Origin of the sequence: Paenibacillus sp. P32E (genome assembly GCF_001909085.1) — a bacterium.
Taxonomy (GTDB): domain Bacteria; phylum Bacillota; class Bacilli; order Paenibacillales; family Paenibacillaceae; genus Paenibacillus_AQ; species Paenibacillus_AQ helianthi.
This window is the reverse complement of record NZ_LVYY01000012.1, coordinates 142,206-159,279: the sequence shown is the minus strand read 5'-3', so window position 1 is coordinate 159,279 and position 17,074 is coordinate 142,206. Positions and strand designations below refer to the sequence as shown.

Genomic DNA, 17,074 nt, shown 5'->3' with positions numbered 1-17,074 from the left:
CCGCTGCTCAGGCACACTGGCTCATAGAAGAATTTGCTAATTGGCCCAGTACCTTTTACTTTTACCTGAAGCCCCTGGACGGATTTGACCTACCCTCCTGCAAGATGTTAGGGTAATTTGAAGAGCCAAAATTTGCCGGGAGGGATTATTCATGTCGGAAGTAAAGCTTGTGATTGGATATGATGAATTTGAAGATGGCCAACGGATAGCGGATGCGATTGAACGCTTAAGTATGAGTCCTGAAGCAGCTTCGCTGAGCAGCCTTATTATTGGAGACTGGGGCCAAGCCTATGAGAACAGCTCGGAGGAGGTTGTCGGGGAGCTCGTGAAGTACAGTGCAAGCTTCCCGGCGCTGCGTAAGCTGTTCATCGGCGAGATGGGTTATGAGGAATGTGAGATCTCGTGGATTACCCAAAGTGATCTTTCTCCGCTCTTGCCGGCTTTCCCGGAGCTTCAATCGCTCACGATTCAGGGCGGGAACGAATTGAGCCTGAAGAACCTGCAGCATGACAAGCTGGAAGAACTGATTATTATTACCGGCGGCCTGGGGAAAGGCGTTCTGGCTGAGATCGCGGCTTCTAAGCTGCCGAATCTGCGCAAGCTAGAGCTGTATCTTGGAGTGGATAATTATGGCTTTGACGGGAGTCTTGCGGATCTGACTCCGCTTATTGAGCCAGGCAAGTTCCCCAAGCTTACTTACCTCGGCCTGAAAAACAGCGAAATTCAGGATGAAATCGCCAAAGCAGTTGCTGATGCCCCTATCCTGGACCAGCTTGATACCCTTGACCTTTCGCTTGGCACTCTTAGTGATGAAGGAGCGGAAGCTCTTCTGGCCAGCCAGCGGATAAAGGGCTTGAAGGCGCTGAACCTCAGCCATCACTACATGTCAGAAGAGATGATGGCACGCTGGCAGAAGAGCGGTCTGCCTGTTGATGTTAGCGACCGGCAGACCAGCGATGATGACGAAGACTGGCGGTATCCTTCCATTACCGAGTGATGAAGGAGACGCGGCCGCTGGTCGTCATCGGCATTCCCGGTGACAGACGGACTGGCGGAATTCAGCAGGCAAGAAGCCGTCTCGGACTGCCTCCGGCGATCATCTTGCCATATACCGGACTGCTTGCAGGTCAAACGCTGGCCGGACTGCTCGAAGTGGAGGGAATCCTGGATATGCAGAACAGGTTAACCTCCGGCATGCTCGCTCCGCTGCTCCGGCTGGATTCGCCAGGGGGCAGCTTTGAGGTGGAACGGGCCCTGATTGCGCTGGGAGCGCCCGATGCCGGGGATTACAATGATGCTCTGCATCCCTTCGGGCAGGAGCAGGATCCGTTCCCGCTGAGCTTCAGAACGGCCGGCAAACTTCGGGAAATGCCTGGTGTTCTGCACCATCCTTCCCAGTGGTTTCGCGGGTATTGCCGCCTGCTGGCCAGGCTGCGGGAGGAGGCGTCTCTCGTTTTGCCGGAGTCCCGGTGGTTGAATGATCCGCACGACATTGCGGCGATGACCGACAAACGGTGCACCCAGCAGCTTCTGGCGTCTGCTGGTGTCAGGATTCCCCGGCCGCTTGGTGAAGAGGGGACACGGGTAGATTACGCCTCTATCCGTGAACAGATGCACCGGCAGCGGATGCACCGGGTTTTTATTAAGCTGGCCTGCGGGTCCGCTGCCTCCGGTGTTATCGCCTACCAGCTGAACCCGTCTACAGGCGCGGAGATTGCTGTGACCACTGTGGGGGTAGAACATTATATTACCCGTCCCCCTATCTATTATAATTCCGGCAAGCTGCGGCGTTATACCGACAGCCGCATGATTGCCGGATTGATCAACTGGCTCTGCCGCCACGGCGTATATGCCGAGCAGTGGATTCCAAAATCAGGTGCAGGCGGAGCTTCGCTCGACATCCGTCAGCTGGTGGTGCTGGGCGGGGCCTGCCACTCCATTGCCCGGGTAAGCTCAACACCTATCACGAATCTTCATCTGCGCAGCCGGCGGATGACTCCGGCAGAGGCCGGTCTTTCCGGGGAGGTTCAGGAGGAAGTGCGGGATACAGCGGTACGGGCGCTGGCGGCTTTTCCTCGATCTGCTGTCGCAGGAATAGACGTCCTGGTATCCGCCGGTTCAGGGAAGACCTATGCTGCCGATGTGAATCCTTTTGGTGACTTGCTCTATGACGTAGAATATCAGGGCTTCGGCACCTATGAGTGGGAGCTGAAGCAGTTAATAAAGGAAGGACACTTATGATAGACATGAATGCCATTGTCGGCACCCACGATCTGCTGATGATCACTCTCGATACCCTTCGCTATGATGCGGCGGTTCTGGAAGAAGCGAACTGCCCCAATCTGTGCGGCAGCGGTTCCTGGGAGAAAAGACATACGCCGGGGAGCTTCACCTATGCGGCTCATCATGCTTTTTTTGGCGGATTTCTGCCTACCCCGGCTACTACGGATAAGTCTCAGCATGTAAGGCTGTTCCATTCGCGGAATACCGGAATGAAGACCCATCCGGACACCTGGCTGTTTGATACGCCGGATGTGGTGTCTGGGCTTGCCGCTGAAGGCTACCGGACTCTTTGTATCGGGGGAGTCATTTTTTTTAGCAAAAAAGTGCCACTTGCCCGTGTCCTGCCCGGCTATTTCCAGCACAGCTACTGGCGGATGACGTTCGGCGTTACGAATCCCCGCTCCACAGAGCACCAGGTGAACCATGCTCTTAAGCTGCTGAAGGATACTCCGCTGGATCAAAGGCTGTTTATGTTTCTCAATGTTTCGGCGATCCACGGTCCGAGTCATTTCTTTGTGCCAGGTGCCCGCAAGGATTCCGTCGACACCCAGCGCGCTGCACTACGATATGTAGACGGAGAGCTAGGCCGGTTGTTCGATGCATTTCGTGAACGCGGCAACCCGGTGTTCTGCCTGGCTTTTTCAGATCATGGCGAGGCTTTCGGCGAAGAGGGCTACCATGGGCACCGGCTGGCGCATGAGACCGTATGGAATGTTCCGTACCGGGAGTTTTTTCTCTAGCCAATAACCGAATGTACCTGAAAGGATGGAGAAAGTATGACGTCGACACAGCATCCCCTGCACCTCCGCCATGACGGAAGACCCCCATTCCCTTCGGAGGAGGTCACGCAGTGGAAAGAACGCATTACCACTTATCCTTACCGCAATTATCTCTATTCTTATCCGCACAAAACGGCTTACCGCGACCTGGAGCCGCCGGTTCCGCTGGAGCCGCTCTGGCGGGAGGAGCCTGCGGAGACTTTTTTTCTGTACATGCATATTCCGTTCTGCGGCGCACGCTGCGGCTTCTGCAACCTGTTCACGCTGCCTGACAAGCGGGCGGAGGTGCACACGGTGTACGTGGATGCATTGGAACGGCAGGCACGGCAGTGGGCAGCATTCACCGGCGGCAAGCCGTTCGCCAGATTCGCCATCGGGGGCGGGACTCCCAGCCTGCTTGAGCCTGTTCAGCTGCGCCGGCTGTTCCGTATTGCTGAGGATATCATGGGTCTGGACTTTAGCACGGCTTCCCTCTCGGTAGAAACCTCTCCCGAGACGCTCTCAGAGGAGAAACTGGATATTCTGAAGGAACATAAGGTAGACCGGGTCAGTATGGGCATCCAGAGTTTTGTTGCCGCCGAGTCAGCCGCCATATTCCGTCCGCAGAATCCGGATACGGTATACCGTGCACTGGAGCTGCTGAAGCAGTATGATTTTCCGATCCTGAATCTGGATCTGATCTATGGGCTTCCAGGCCAAACGATGGAATCCTGGCTGTTCTCCCTGCAGCAGGCGATGCAGCATGAGCCGGAGGAAATTTTCATTTATCCGCTGTATACGCGTGATCATACGATTGTGAAGCCGGAGGATATGCGGCGCCAGACGGACATCCGCCTTGAGTGCTATAAGGCGGCTCAAAGAGTCCTGGCAGAGTATGGCTACACGCAATACTCCATGCGGCGCTTTGCCAAGGATACAGCCAGATCAGGCAAAACCATCCTGGACTACAGCTGTCAGGAGGAAGGAATGGTCGGACTGGGCTGCGGAGCCAGATCCTATACCCGGAATGTACACTATGCTTCCCGTTACGGAGTCAGCCGTAAGGCTACAGAGAGCATCATCGCGGATTATGTCGCGGCTGAGCGCTATGATACCGCAGATTACGGCATTGTGCTGAGTCTTGAAGAGCAGAAGCGGCGGTACATTCTGAAGGCAGTGCTGCACAGTGAGGGACTGAAGCTTGCCGATTATAGCGGACGCTTTACGTCTTCCTTGTGGAGCGATCATCCTGAGCTGAACCTTCTGCTGCAGAGCGGCCTTGCCCTGAATGAAGAGGGCGTATTCCGCTTGACCCCGGAAGGACTGGGCTACTCGGATTCTATCGGCGACTGGTTTATTTCGGGCAACATCCGGGAGCAGATGGAAAGGTTTGTTTTGCCATGAAGGCTGTTCTTTACTATCGTGGCTCTCTCACCTCCTGCAACTATGATTGCCCGTACTGTCCGTTCGGCAAGACCAGAGACAGTAGAGCGCGCCTCGCCAAGGACCGTGAGGAGCTGGAGACCTTTGTCCATTGGGCAACCGCACAGGGAGCTGAAGGCCACCGGCTGTCCATCTTCTTCAATCCTTATGGAGAGGCCCTGATCCACCGCTGGTATAAAGAGGCTATGGTCACACTCTCCAATCTGGAGCACGTTGACAAGGTGGCTATTCAGACCAATCTGTCGGCCGGGCTGGATTTTACTGCCGGGCTGAACCTGCATAAGTCAGCCTTCTGGGCGACGTATCATCCGGGACAGGTGGAGGAGCAGCGGTTTCTGGCCCAATGTATGGCTGTATATGAGCAGGGTATACCTTTTAGTGTGGGGAGCGTCGGGTTGCATAGTGCCTTTGAGGCGATAGCTTCACTGCGAGAAGCCCTGCCGGAGGATGTCTATTTGTGGGTAAATGCTTATAAGGATAAACCTGACTACTATACACGGGAGGATATCGCATTTCTTACCGGCATTGATCCGCATTTCGTGCTTAATACGAGAGACTACGAAAGCTTGGGCAAAGCCTGTAATGCAGGAAGCAGTGTGTTCTATGTACAAGGTTCCGGCCAGGTCAAACGGTGTTATAAGGACAGAGGGGTGATTGGCAGCCTCTACAGGGATGGTCTTGAAGGTCTGTCGGCGGAACGAAGCTGTAGGATGAAAGCTTGTGACTGCTATATCGGCTATATCCATATGCCCGAGCTGCAGCTGCAGCAGATATACGGTTCCGGACTGCTGGAACGAATTCCTTATAGAGTGCCGGAGGGAAGAGCATGAGTGTGCAACCAGGAACAACCCTATGGCTAACAGGGCTGTCCGGGGCAGGCAAATCAACGATTGCCAGGCTGGTCACGGATAGGCTGCGGGCAGAGGGACACGCTGTGGAATGGCTGGACGGAGATGAGCTGCGGCGCAGCATCGGTCGCGGGCTGGGATTCAGCCGGGAAGACCGCTTCGAGAATATCCGCCGGGCAGCCTATATCTCAGGATTGCTGAACCGGCACGGTGTGATGACGGTCATCTCGCTGATCAGCCCTTATGCGGAGATGCGGAGCTATGCCCGTGATATGCTTCCGGATTTTGTGGAAATCTATGTGGCATGTCCCCTGGAGATCTGCGAAGCGCGGGATGTCAAGGGTTTATATGCCAAAGCCCGCCGTGGCGAGATTCCCTCCTTCACCGGGATCACCGATCCTTACGAGGTCCCTGTCAGTCCTGAAGTGAAGCTCTGCACGGCGGAGCATACACCGGAGGAATGTGCAATCGAGCTGCTGACATGGCTGAAGAAGCGGCAGTAAAGCGCAGTCTGTCCCGTGTGATTTAGGGTGAGCGATGGCTGATTCCCTAGTCCTTTTGACAAAACCGTGCCCTACCTGTGATTTCGGACAGGGTTTCTTTTCAATTTGTAGAATAGAGTCATACATACTGAGAATATAAAGGAGAGAGCGGGATGATTTTGCACAAAGGAGAGGTCTTGTTCCGCCAAGGGGATGCCTGCCAGAATCTGTTTCAGGTGAAGAGCGGACTCTTCAAGGTAACCCGGCTGCATGAGAACGGGAACATCGTACTGTTCAATCTCTTGTACCCCGGGGAAACCGTCCCCCATCATTCACTTATTTCACCGAAGGAGGCGCATGGAACAGCTGTTGCCATGATGAAAAGCGAAGTGGAGCTGATTCCGGCAGCAGAATGGTACCGCGAGCTGCGTGAGGACCCGGATAAAGTCATGGAAATCGCCCTGCTGCTTCAAGAGAAGGTGCGTTTCATGCAGACCCGCCTGGATCACCTTACGGTGGGCACTCCGGGAGAACGGCTTGCGCTGCTGTCACGCTGGCTTCTCGAGTATTCACATGGCGCAGAGCTGACGGATTTATTGACACAGGAAGAGATCGGCCAACTGATCGGAGTGAGGCGTGAGACGGTCAACCGCCTGCTGCGGAGTCCGGGCTGACAGAGATTTTACAAAATGCTGTATGCTTTTTAATGGAAATGTGTTTAGAGAAGCACCCAAGCGTGGTATAATCTATTCAGAACACATCAAATTAGAGAAAGGATCAGGATACCATGTGTCCCCGAAGGACGATTCCCCAAAGGACGATTTGGAAACGTTATGATCTGTCTTATACTTAGCTTCCCTGTAGAAAGTGCGCGTACCGTTGTTATTTGACGAAACCGCCTCTGCGAGGGAAGGGAGTATTGTATGCGAAGGAGCAACACATCCTCCGGTCAGACCCGTCGTAGAGGCTTGGAATACGTCTAAGCCGCCATCTACAATAAGGGGAGACCTGTATGAGGAAACAAGACAGTGGCATGCGATTGCCGCTTCGACTAACTATTATTTTGTCCGGAACATTTCTGCTTGCATTTACTTATTATCACATCAATTATCAGAATCATTTGACCGAGGGTGGTTTCGTAGGTTTGTCGCTGCTCGGCAAATATGTACTAGGTATTTCGCCATCTTTGTCTATTCTAGTCTTAGACATACCAGTACTTCTAATCGCAATGATCTTCAAGGGAAAAGCGTTCGTGTGCAATACCTTCATCTCTGTAGGAGCCTTCACCATATTCTACAGCCTGATGGAACGTTATTCCGGATGGGTGATCAACTTGCAGGATAACTTGCCGCTTGCGGCGCTGTTGTCCGGTGTACTGACAGGTCTAGGAGCAGGAATGGTCCTCCGCGGCGGCGGGGCGAGTGGCGGGGATGATATTTTGTCACTGCTGATCAGTGAATGGAAGGGAATTAAGGTAGGAACCGTATTTATCCTGATGGATGTTATCGTTCTGGCATTATCACTTTTCTATATGCCTCTCAAGGAAACGCTGTACACCGTAATGGCAGTAGTCGTTGCAGGCTACGTTATTACGTTTACAACCTCACTTGGCAGACCTAAGCTGAGCAAAGCACCCAAAATTCAACCTGCACTAAGCAAACCGCATGATGGTACAGTAATGTGAAGAGTTCTAAATTACCCCCTGTTATGGGGATAAGCGAAAGGTCAGCCAGATTGACACCCGGGCTGGCCTTCTTTGTTGTATAGAGACAGTGAAACCAGTAAAGCACGTGCAGCGTATATATCACAGCTGTACTAACATAGGATTACATAATAAACGTAACTACTGGAGGAATAACAATGAGTGCTCATGAGATTGACTACGTGATTATGGGTGGGGAAATACAGTGTGTCGAAGTCCAGCTTGATCCAGGCGAAAGTGTGGTTGCGGAGGCCGGGAGCTTCATGATGATGGACCCGGAGATCTCGATGGAGACGATTTTCGGTGACGGTACCGGATCACGCGGAGGCGGGCTGATGGGCAAACTGATGGGCGCAGGCAAACGTCTGCTGACCGGTGAGAGCCTGTTCATGACAGTTTTCACACACAGTGGGGCCTACGGCCGCAAAGGGGTTACCTTTGCCGCGCCTTACCCTGGCAAAATCATCCCTCTGGATCTTCAGCAGCATGGGGGAAAGATCATCTGCCAGAAGGATTCCTTCCTATGTGCAGCCAAAGGCGTATCGATCGGCATTGAATTCCAACGCAAGCTGGGTGCAGGCTTCTTCGGCGGTGAGGGCTTCATTATGCAAAAGCTCGAAGGAGATGGTCTTTCTTTCGTTCACTCCGGGGGCTATGTCATGGAGCGGACGCTGCAGCCAGGTGAGACGATTAAGCTGGATACCGGCTGTCTCGTGGCCATGACCTCCTCTGTAGATTATAATATCGAGATGGTCAAAGGCGTGAAGACTGCGCTCTTCGGCGGCGAGGGCCTGTTCTTTGCCACCCTGCGCGGACCGGGCAAGGTGTGGGTACAATCGCTGCCGTTCAGCCGGATGGCGGACCGTATACTCTCTGCTGCCGGTCCTACAGGACGCAAGGAAGAAGGCAGCATTCTCGGCGGCCTGGGCAATCTGCTGGACGGCAGATAGACGGTACAGACAACTGGCAGTTGTCTGTACTCCTTAACAATGAAACAGCCGTCTGCCGGAGTACTCTGGCAGGCGGCTGTTTTTGCGCGGGTTCAGGGGCGCAACATTTGCCAAGCGGGATTCCATCATGGGATGCTCAGGAACTTCACCTCATATTTGACTACTATGCAGGGACTGTATATATTATGGGGCAAACCCCTTAGCGGGCTTATACAGCAGACCGGAGGCCTGATATGTTCAAAATTTTCATTATCGAAGATGACCGTGGACTGGTGACGCTGCTCCAGGATTATTTACATAAGTTTGGCTATGAGACGCAGGCTGTGCGTGATTTTGAAGCAGTCCGTACAGAGTTCGAGCAGTATGCTCCTCATCTGGTGCTGCTGGATGTGAATCTGCCGAAGTTCGACGGTTACTACTGGTGCCGCCAAATCCGGGGAATCTCCACCTGCCCGATCCTGTTTATCTCCGCCCGCGAAGGCAAAATGGATCAGGTGATGGCGCTCGAAAACGGAGCCGATGATTATATCACCAAGCCGTTCGATTATGAGATTGCCCTCGCCAAAATTAAAAGCCATCTCCGCCGGGCTTATGGCTCCTATGCCGGAGGCGGAAGTGACCGCAGCTTGACCGTGTCGGGGCTGATGCTCGATGTGGAGCGTCTGGTCCTGTCGCGGGGCAGTGCCAAGATTGATCTCAGCCACACCGAAGCCAAAATTCTCGATGAGCTGATGCAAAAGGCGGGCACCCTCGTATCCCGCGACCGGCTCCTGGAGAAAATCTGGGATGACCAGGCTTTTGTCGATGACAATACCTTGAATGTGTACGTGACCCGGGTGCGTAAAAAACTGTCGGCGCTGGATATAGCGGACGGCCTCCAGACGGTGCGCGGTCAAGGCTACAGGCTGTGCGAGAACTGGGAGGAGGCGTAACATGAAGCTGTTTTTGCGGGAACAGATGCCACTTATTATTATTTATCTGGCCCAGCTTTCGATGATCACTCTGGTCTACCGGCTGGACGGGGGCAGCGGAGTGAATGTAAGCCTGTATGCGGGCTTGCTTAGCACCTGTCTGCTGCTGGCATACCTCGCCTACCGCTATTTCTCCAACCGCTCCTTCTACGAACGTCTGCTGAATCTGCCGTCATCGCTGGATGACTCCGGCGGGCCTGCTCAGAATACTCCGCTGGCAGAGAGCCTGCGCGGCCTGCTGGCTCACCAGTTCCGCCTGTATCAGAATGACCTGCATAGCTACCGCCACAAGCTGGAGGAGCATATTCACTTCATTAACCAGTGGGTGCATGGTATGAAGACCCCGCTGTCGGTCATCCACCTCATTATTCAAGACAAAGACGGCCCGCCTTTTACGTCGATTGGCGATGAGCTGGACCGGCTCAAAAAAGGGCTGGATACCGTACTCTATACCGCCCGTCTGGACACGTTCGAGCATGATTTCTATGTGGAGCGGCTGGAGCTTTCGGCTATTGTGCGGGGCGTAACCTCTGAACAGAAACGGCTGTTTATCCGCAAACGTGTTTTTCCGGCCATTTCAGTCGATCATGACCTATTCATTACCTCGGACGAGAAATGGCTGTCCTTTGTACTGACCCAGCTGATCACCAATGCACTGCGGTATACGGTGGAGGAGGGACGGTTTGTGTATTTTCACGGGTATGCAGGGGAACAAGGCAGACCCGTGCTTGAGGTGCGGGATGAGGGTGTAGGTATTCCATCAGGAGATATGCCGCGTGTATTCGATGCCTATTTTACCGGTGTCAACGGGCGCAGCTTTCAGGAATCTACCGGGATGGGCCTATATTTGGTGAAGCAGATTTGCAGCAAGCTGGGGCATCAGGTGGAAATATCCTCCGAGGTGGGAAAGGGGACGACGGTCCGGATTATATTCTGAGTGAACGAATCAAGTAAGGCAATGAACTGCAACCATAAAAAACCTGCTGTCTCCAATATGAGACAGCAGGTTTTTATGAAAATATATGAATTTTGGGGTAAGCCCGGCTTGGGCGTTATTGCTGCGGGAGGTCCAGCATTTGCTCCAGCAGCAGCTTGATCTCCGCGCGGGGGAACACTTCATGAAGCACTTCATTCACCGTCACTTGCGCGCGGTCCACCTTTTCCTGGCCGATAGGGGTCAGAGAGGTATAAATGCTTCTGCGGTCGTCGTCACAGACCGTCCGTTGCAGTACGCCGCAGCCTCTGGCTTCGAAGCGGCTGACCAGTCTGGAGACGGCACTCTGGCTGAGTCCAACCATAGATTCCAGCTGCTGCAGGCGCAGCTTCTTCTCCGGTGCTTCGGACAGGAAGTACATCAGATAGAATTCATTCAGAGACCATCCGAAGTTTTCCTGCAATTTGGCTTCAAGTTCACCTGCAACCTTCATTTGTATATGAGTTAAGCTTAACCAGCCTGTGATTACGCCACCCTCAAGGGAATTTTTCATCCACACCATTCCTCTCCCGGATGTATGCCATATGATGATATTTTTGTACATTATAACATTCCATGCCCCGGTTTGTATAAGGAACGGCGAGGGATAGCACCCTGGTTTCTGGGAAGAGGTTATCTCCGGGAACGGGGGAAGCCCAGCTCGTATTGCTTCGGCAGACCGGCATCTTTACCGAGCTGAACACCGGCTTCCAGGGTCCAGTACGGATTTCTCAGCATGCCCCGTCCCACGGCGATAAGATCTGCCTCATCATTGCCGATGACTGCGTTAGCCAGGACAGCCTCATCCAGGCGCCCTACTGCAATGACAGGAACATTCAGCTCCTGCTTGAATGCACGGGCAAGCGGAACCTGATAGGCAGCATGGGTTCCCGGCTGGCCTTCAGCAGCAATGGCACCTTCACCACCCGCACTGATATGAAAAATATCCGCCCCTGCTTCCTTATAGACTTTGCCAATCTTGATGCTCTCACGTATGCTATAGCCGCCATCAACATATTCCTGCGCGGATATCCGCATAATCAAAGGCATGCCCTCAGGCATTTCCTTTTTAGCTGCCTGAATAACCTCTTTGCCGAACAGTGTCAGGTCCTGTCCGTATTTATCAGACCGCTTGTTGGTCAGCGGGGAATGGAACTGGTGGATCAGGTAGCCGTGTGCGCCGTGAAGCTCGATCACATCGAAGCCCGCCTGAATGGCCCGCTTAACACTTGCCTGGAATTTCTGAACCATCGTTTGTACTTCTTCGGTGGTCAGCTCACGCGGAGTCTTGAATTCGGCATTAAAAGGAATCGCAGAGGGAGCCACCGGCCGAGGAGCATCCTCTGCTTTGCGTCCGGCGTGGGCAATCTGGATGCCTACCTTGGCGCCGTAAGCGTGGCAAGCCTCAACAATTCTCGCCAGTGCGGGGATTTGCTCATCTGACCAGAGCCCCAGATCATAATCGGTTATCCGGCCATCCGGATCGACATCGGTCATTTCAATGATAATAAGTCCGGCACCGCCGACCGCCCGGCTTACATAATGATTGTAGTGCCAGTCTGTGGCGATACCATCCTTGTCCGTAACGGAATATTGGCACATCGGCGGCATCACCACACGGTTCTTCAGCTTCAAATCCTGCAGCTCATAGGGGGTAAATAAGTCCTTCATTTCAATCTCTCCTCACAAATTAATAAATGCATGCTCATGCATATAAATATACTCCCTTTGCAAATAAATGTCAATCGTCTTTCGTGGCTTACAATACTGTAAGGTAGTTGTAAGTTTCAGAAATAGCAGCTGCTGTTTACACTTTATATAATGAAGGCAAACCAGGGGAACGAAGGAGCGTAAGCATTTGCCCATTTTAGATGTCCATAATCTATCCAAAATATACGAGGGCAAAGTGTCGATTCACGCCCTGAATCATATCCGGTTTGCTGTGGAGAAAGGCGAGTTCGTGGGAATCATGGGACCATCGGGCAGCGGCAAAACTACATTGCTAAATGTGATTGCCACCATCGACGAACCCACCTCAGGAGAAGTGAGGATCAATGGCCGGGACCCTAAAAGCCTGGGGCGCAAGGACAAAGCACTGTTCCGCCGCAAAGAGCTGGGGTTTGTCTTTCAGCACTTCAATCTCCTTGACACGCTGACTGTGGAAGAGAATATTGTGCTGCCCTTAACGCTTGCTGGAGTCTCCGTGAAAGAGATGGAATACAGACTCATAGAGGTGTCGGATAGACTGGGCATCAGCACACTTTTGCACAAACGGACTTATGAGATCTCCGGCGGACAGATACAGCGGGTGGCCATCGCCCGGGCCATGATCCACCGGCCAGCGCTGATTCTGGCAGATGAACCGACGGGCAGCCTGGATTCTAAAGCCGCAAACGAGGTTATGAATCTGCTGGTGGAGGTGAATGAGGCGGAGGGAGCCACGGTGCTGATGGTCACACATGATGCGGTAGCAGCGAGCTTTTGCCACCGGGTCATCTTTATCAAAGACGGGCGCTTCCACAGCGAAATGTACCGGGGCACCAGCCGGGCCGCCTTCTTCCAGAACATCATCGACATGCTGTCGCTGCTGGGAGGAGCGGGCCATGACCTTCCGGCAGTTCGCTTATAGGAATGTAACACGGAATAAGCGGAAATATGCCGCGTATTTTGTCAGCAGCGCGTTCTCGGTCATGGTCTTCTTTCTGTGTGCACTGTTCATTTATCATCCGGCGATTTCGCAGGATATGATCCTGGGGACAGCTGCAAATACGATGATGGTGGCCGAAGGAATCATTTATGTCTTTTGTTCCCTGTTCGTACTCGTGTCAGTAGGTTCATTCTTGCAATCACGTAATCTGGAGTTCGGAATTCTGTTGATGCACGGGATGACCAAACAGCAGCTGAACCTGATGGTATTTCTGGAAAATATGATGATTGGCGGATCTGCTATCCTCACCGGCACACTGCTGGGGCTGCTGCTTGGCAAGCTCTTCCTGATGATCGGGTCCGGGTTTCTGGGCATTCCCCCACTTACATTTCACCTGCCCTGGCAGGCGCCGGTGCTTACCATCTGCAGCTTTGTTCTGCTGTTCATGCTGATCTCGCTGTCTACTTTTGTTTTTATAGGGAATGAAGCACCGCGCGGCCTGTTCCAGGGCGGGCACAGAGGGAATGCGGAGCCAAAGGTATCCAAGGAGCTGGCGCTGATCTCAGGTCTGTTGCTCCTCGCCGGGTATGGTCTGGCGGCTGCCACGACGGCCGCAACTGTAGAGATCATGATGGTTCCAGTGGTGCTGATTACTGTATGCGGCACGTATCTTTTCTACACACAACTCAGTCTGTATATTGTGGGGATGCTGCGGAAGCTGCGCCGCTTCTATTGGAAGCATACGCATATTCTCACGTTCTCGGGATTATCGTACCGGTGGAAGGACAATGGGCGGATGTTTTTTATGGTCACTATTGTATCGGCAGTTTCTTTCACCTCGGTGGGGGTATTCGCATCGATCCACACGTTGTCACGGGAGCTGAAGCTGGATTATCCGGCGGCTGTCGGCTATGTAGCCAAGGGCGGGGAGCATGCTTCCTCGGAAGAGAAGGACCTGTGGGGGATTACTGCAGAGCTGGAGCAGCTGGGTCTGACTTACGAAACCCTGCGGATTCCACTCAAAGTCGCAGCGGTCGTTTCGCAGACAGGTCCCGACCATATACTTCAGCTGCCTCTGATGTCCTACAGGAATTACAAGCTTGCTCTGGAACATGCGGGCTTCAGCTCGAATGAACCGCCGCTGGAAGGCAATGAAAGCCTGGTGATGATCGGTTCCCAGCGCGACCGCAGTCTGACCGCAGAGCGCTTCAAAGCAACATATACACTTCAGCAAGGAATCCAGATTGAAGAGACCGGCTATACGCAGCATGTGCCGGTTGCCGAATATCTGCTGCCGGAGCTGGACGGCAGGGGAGGCGGCGATTTCAGCGGGCTGGTGATCAGCGACAGTCTGTACAACCTGGTTATCCCTGTGCAGCAGGATTGGTATACCGGCTTCTATGTGGATGATTTTACCCGGACGGTGGGGGTGGCTTCAGAACTCGCTGCCAAAGGGAAGGTTCCCTATGAAGAAAAGTCTGCTTATGCCGTTGTGATCAGCGGAACCTTATTTGAGATTCAGCGCACGCTGTACAGCACCATGCTGTTCGCTTCGCTGCTTGTCGGGACCGTCTTCTTCATTGCTGCCGGCAGCTTCCTCTACTTCCGTCTCTATATGGATCTGGATCATGACCGCCTGCAGTATTCCACCCTGTCCAAAATGGGCCTGACTGACCAGGAACTGGACCGCATTGCGACACTGCAGCTGGCACTCATGTTCTTCATCCCGGTGCTGCTGGCGGTTCTGCACAGTCTGTTTGCTTTTATTGCGCTGCAGCGGCTGTTCTATCTGTCCATTGCTGCCGAGACCGGGGCTGTCCTGACCAGTTATCTGGCTGCCCAGACGCTGTACTTCTTCTTCATCCGCAGCCGCTATTTGCGCAACCTCAAGAAAAATCTCATCTAGACGGAGGGAACCGAATGAAAACCTGGATTACAGATATTATGGAGCAGTTCGGATATGCCGGTATTTTTCTGATGCTGGCGCTGGAAAATGTCTTTCCCCCCATTCCTTCAGAGGTCATCCTGCCCTTTGGCGGGTTTATGACTACAACCTCCGGACTCACAATACCGGGTGTGCTTATTGCCTCTACGGCGGGTTCTTTGCTGGGTGCAGCCATTCTGTATTGGATCGGCCGGATGCTGGATGTCAGCCGAATGGAGCGGATTGTGGACCGCTACGGCAAATGGATACGGATTAAGAAAAGTGATATCCGCAAAGCGGATGCCTGGTTTGATAAATACGGCTACTGGACGGTGCTGTTCTGCCGGATGGTGCCGCTGGTGCGCAGTCTGATCTCGATTCCGGCAGGAATGTCGGGAATGAAGTTCGGACTTTTTATGCTGTTTACGACGATCGGTACACTGGGCTGGAATACATTGCTGATCCTGCTGGGTGCTGCGCTAGGAGAGTCCTGGGAGGACATTGGAGGGTATATAGAGGCTTATTCCAGCGTGGTCTACGCCCTGATTGCCGGAGGAATTCTCGTGCTGGGACTGTTGTATTTGCGTAAACGCCGTACCGCCGGCAAAGCCCGCGGGTAACAACACCAACAAATTCTATGCTTTGGAAGCGAGTTTTGAACGAAGCAATTTCATAGATGTGATGCTCACAAAACTAAGTTTATGCTTTCGTAGCGAGTTTTGAACGAAGTGATTTCATAGATGCGATGCTCACAAAACTTTTAGGAGGAGATTACATGGAGCTTTTGACTATAATTAAAGCAATCATCTTGGGTATTGTTGAAGGTTTGACTGAATTTGCTCCGGTGTCCTCCACAGGCCATATGATTATTGTCGATGATATGTGGCTGAAATCGCAGGAATTTCTCGGAAAATACACAGCGAATACATTCAAGGTAGTGATTCAGCTGGGCTCGATCCTGGCCGTGGTGGTGATTTTCCGCAACCGGTTCATCGATCTCCTGGGTCTGAAGCGGTTCAGCCGCAAAGAGCTGACAGCGGTGCCGGAAGGACAGCCAGCAGTGGAAACGGCGGGACGGTTGAAGCTGGCACAGGTGCTTGTGGGTCTTATCCCTGCCGGAGTGCTCGGCTTTCTGTTCGAGGATTATATTGATGAGCATTTGTTTTCGACCTCAACGGTGCTGATTGGTCTGGTCGTAGGCGCAATACTAATGATCTGTGCAGACCTGTTTGCCCCCAAAAAGATCAAAACGGAGAGTGTCGATCAAATTACATATAGGCAGGCGCTATCGGTCGGTCTGGTCCAGTGTTTCTCGCTGTGGCCGGGCTTCTCCCGTTCCGGTTCCACGATCTCCGGTGGCGTTCTGCTCGGTATGAGCCATCGTGCCGCGGCCGACTTCACCTTCATCATGGCGGTGCCGATTATGGCTGGAGCCAGCCTGATTTCACTGCTGAAGAACTGGCAGTATTTCACTCTCGATGCGCTGCCGTTCTTTATTGCCGGGTTTATCAGCGCCTTTCTGTTCGCGCTGCTGTCCATGCGTTTCTTCCTGAAGCTGATCAACCGCATTAAGCTTCTGCCGTTTGCGATCTATCGGATTGTTCTTGCTGTAGTGGTATATCTGGTATGGTTCTAGAATAGAAAAAATAATGCAGGCGGTGCCTTCCTTGGAGGGTATCGCCTTTTTGTCATGAGCACTGATCAAGATTCAGATGCCAAATCGGGCAAAAAGCTGCTTTGCTATAGCGAATGTGTATAGCTGAAATCGCCGGAATCTGTTGCGGATGGCAAAAAAGGTACAGTATGATGGCATCAGATTTAAGGATGAAGTTTTGAAAAGCGAATATAGGAGACAGGTGCCGGATGAAGCGAATGTAGCTTTTGTCCAGCTTAATAGGGAAGTTCGGCTCGAAACCGACGCGGTCCCGCCACTGTAACGGAAGAGTTCCAGCTTAATGTGTCACTGGCAGACAGGTAGATCCAGCCGGGAAGACTTGCTGAAGAATGATGACTCCGCTAGCCAGGAGACCTGCCTGACTCAGAAGCACTGCAGTACCTACGGTAGATAGGGAGGTGTTCAGACGTTATTCCAT

General features: G+C 53.0%; 17 protein-coding genes and 1 riboswitch. Of the genes, 15 read left to right on the top strand and 2 right to left on the bottom strand.

Going from position 1 to position 17,074, the window contains the following annotated elements; translation table 11 throughout:
- The first annotated feature begins 151 nt into the window (after positions 1–151).
- The 11 genes from A3848_RS13125 (at position 152) to A3848_RS13075 (ending at position 10,374) form a co-directional block, all read left to right on the top strand.
- Positions 152–997: an STM4015 family protein gene (locus tag A3848_RS13125; RefSeq protein WP_074085384.1), complete on the top strand. Its 846-nt coding sequence runs from the start codon at positions 152–154 to the stop codon at positions 995–997.
- Positions 997–2,241, top strand: a complete 1,245-nt coding sequence (locus tag A3848_RS13120) for an STM4014 family protein (protein ID WP_074085383.1) — start codon at positions 997–999, stop codon at positions 2,239–2,241. Before A3848_RS13125 ends, A3848_RS13120 begins: the two co-directional genes overlap by 1 nt.
- On the top strand, positions 2,238–3,023 hold the full coding sequence (locus A3848_RS13115; RefSeq protein WP_074085382.1) for an STM4013/SEN3800 family hydrolase: 786 nt from the start codon (positions 2,238–2,240) through the stop codon (positions 3,021–3,023). Before A3848_RS13120 ends, A3848_RS13115 begins: the two co-directional genes overlap by 4 nt.
- Before the next feature lie 36 nt (positions 3,024–3,059).
- Positions 3,060–4,445, top strand: a complete 1,386-nt coding sequence (locus A3848_RS13110) for an STM4012 family radical SAM protein (RefSeq protein WP_074085381.1) — start codon at positions 3,060–3,062, stop codon at positions 4,443–4,445.
- Complete coding sequence (locus A3848_RS13105) at positions 4,442–5,314, top strand: STM4011 family radical SAM protein (protein WP_074085380.1); 873 nt, start codon at positions 4,442–4,444, stop codon at positions 5,312–5,314. The genes A3848_RS13110 and A3848_RS13105 overlap by 4 nt, the downstream gene beginning before the upstream one ends.
- Positions 5,311–5,835, top strand: a complete 525-nt coding sequence (gene cysC / locus A3848_RS13100; protein WP_074085379.1) for an adenylyl-sulfate kinase — start codon at positions 5,311–5,313, stop codon at positions 5,833–5,835. The genes A3848_RS13105 and cysC overlap by 4 nt, the downstream gene beginning before the upstream one ends.
- Before the next feature lie 152 nt (positions 5,836–5,987).
- On the top strand, positions 5,988–6,488 hold the full coding sequence (locus tag A3848_RS13095; protein ID WP_074085378.1) for a Crp/Fnr family transcriptional regulator: 501 nt from the start codon (positions 5,988–5,990) through the stop codon (positions 6,486–6,488).
- A 338-nt stretch (positions 6,489–6,826) separates the two neighbouring features.
- Positions 6,827–7,498 carry a YitT family protein gene (locus tag A3848_RS13090; protein WP_074085377.1) on the top strand — a complete coding sequence of 224 codons (672 nt, stop codon included), beginning with the start codon at positions 6,827–6,829 and terminating at the stop codon, positions 7,496–7,498.
- 176 nt (positions 7,499–7,674) lie between these two features.
- On the top strand, positions 7,675–8,466 hold the full coding sequence (locus tag A3848_RS13085) for a TIGR00266 family protein (protein WP_074085376.1): 792 nt from the start codon (positions 7,675–7,677) through the stop codon (positions 8,464–8,466).
- A gap of 233 nt (positions 8,467–8,699) precedes the next feature.
- Positions 8,700–9,398 (top strand): response regulator transcription factor, encoded by a 699-nt coding sequence (locus A3848_RS13080; RefSeq protein WP_074085375.1) that lies wholly within the window; start codon positions 8,700–8,702, stop codon positions 9,396–9,398.
- A gap of 1 nt (position 9,399) precedes the next feature.
- Positions 9,400–10,374, top strand: coding sequence for a sensor histidine kinase (locus A3848_RS13075; protein WP_074085374.1), 975 nt, complete (start codon positions 9,400–9,402; stop codon positions 10,372–10,374).
- A gap of 115 nt (positions 10,375–10,489) precedes the next feature.
- Here the strand turns inward: A3848_RS13075 and A3848_RS13070 are convergent, their stop codons facing one another.
- Positions 10,490–10,924 (bottom strand): MarR family winged helix-turn-helix transcriptional regulator, encoded by a 435-nt coding sequence (locus A3848_RS13070; RefSeq protein WP_074085373.1) that lies wholly within the window; start codon positions 10,922–10,924, stop codon positions 10,490–10,492.
- A gap of 119 nt (positions 10,925–11,043) precedes the next feature.
- Positions 11,044–12,081: an NADH:flavin oxidoreductase/NADH oxidase gene (locus A3848_RS13065; RefSeq protein WP_074085372.1), complete on the bottom strand. Its 1,038-nt coding sequence runs from the start codon at positions 12,079–12,081 to the stop codon at positions 11,044–11,046.
- Positions 12,082–12,268: 187 nt separating this feature from the next.
- On the opposite strand from A3848_RS13065, the gene A3848_RS13060 reads away from it, so the two are divergent.
- The 4 genes from A3848_RS13060 (at position 12,269) to A3848_RS13045 (ending at position 16,617) form a co-directional block, all read left to right on the top strand.
- Positions 12,269–13,039 (top strand): ABC transporter ATP-binding protein, encoded by a 771-nt coding sequence (locus tag A3848_RS13060; protein ID WP_074085371.1) that lies wholly within the window; start codon positions 12,269–12,271, stop codon positions 13,037–13,039.
- The gene (locus A3848_RS13055) at positions 13,014–14,963 is read left to right on the top strand and encodes an FtsX-like permease family protein (RefSeq protein ID WP_074085370.1); all 1,950 of its coding nucleotides are present in this window, start codon (positions 13,014–13,016) and stop codon (positions 14,961–14,963) included. Before A3848_RS13060 ends, A3848_RS13055 begins: the two co-directional genes overlap by 26 nt.
- A gap of 14 nt (positions 14,964–14,977) precedes the next feature.
- Positions 14,978–15,601, top strand: a complete 624-nt coding sequence (locus A3848_RS13050; protein ID WP_074085369.1) for a DedA family protein — start codon at positions 14,978–14,980, stop codon at positions 15,599–15,601.
- 155 nt (positions 15,602–15,756) lie between these two features.
- On the top strand, positions 15,757–16,617 hold the full coding sequence (locus A3848_RS13045; RefSeq protein ID WP_074085368.1) for an undecaprenyl-diphosphate phosphatase: 861 nt from the start codon (positions 15,757–15,759) through the stop codon (positions 16,615–16,617).
- 201 nt (positions 16,618–16,818) lie between these two features.
- Positions 16,819–17,032, top strand: a riboswitch (cobalamin riboswitch).
- Positions 17,033–17,074: the final 42 nt, after the last annotated feature.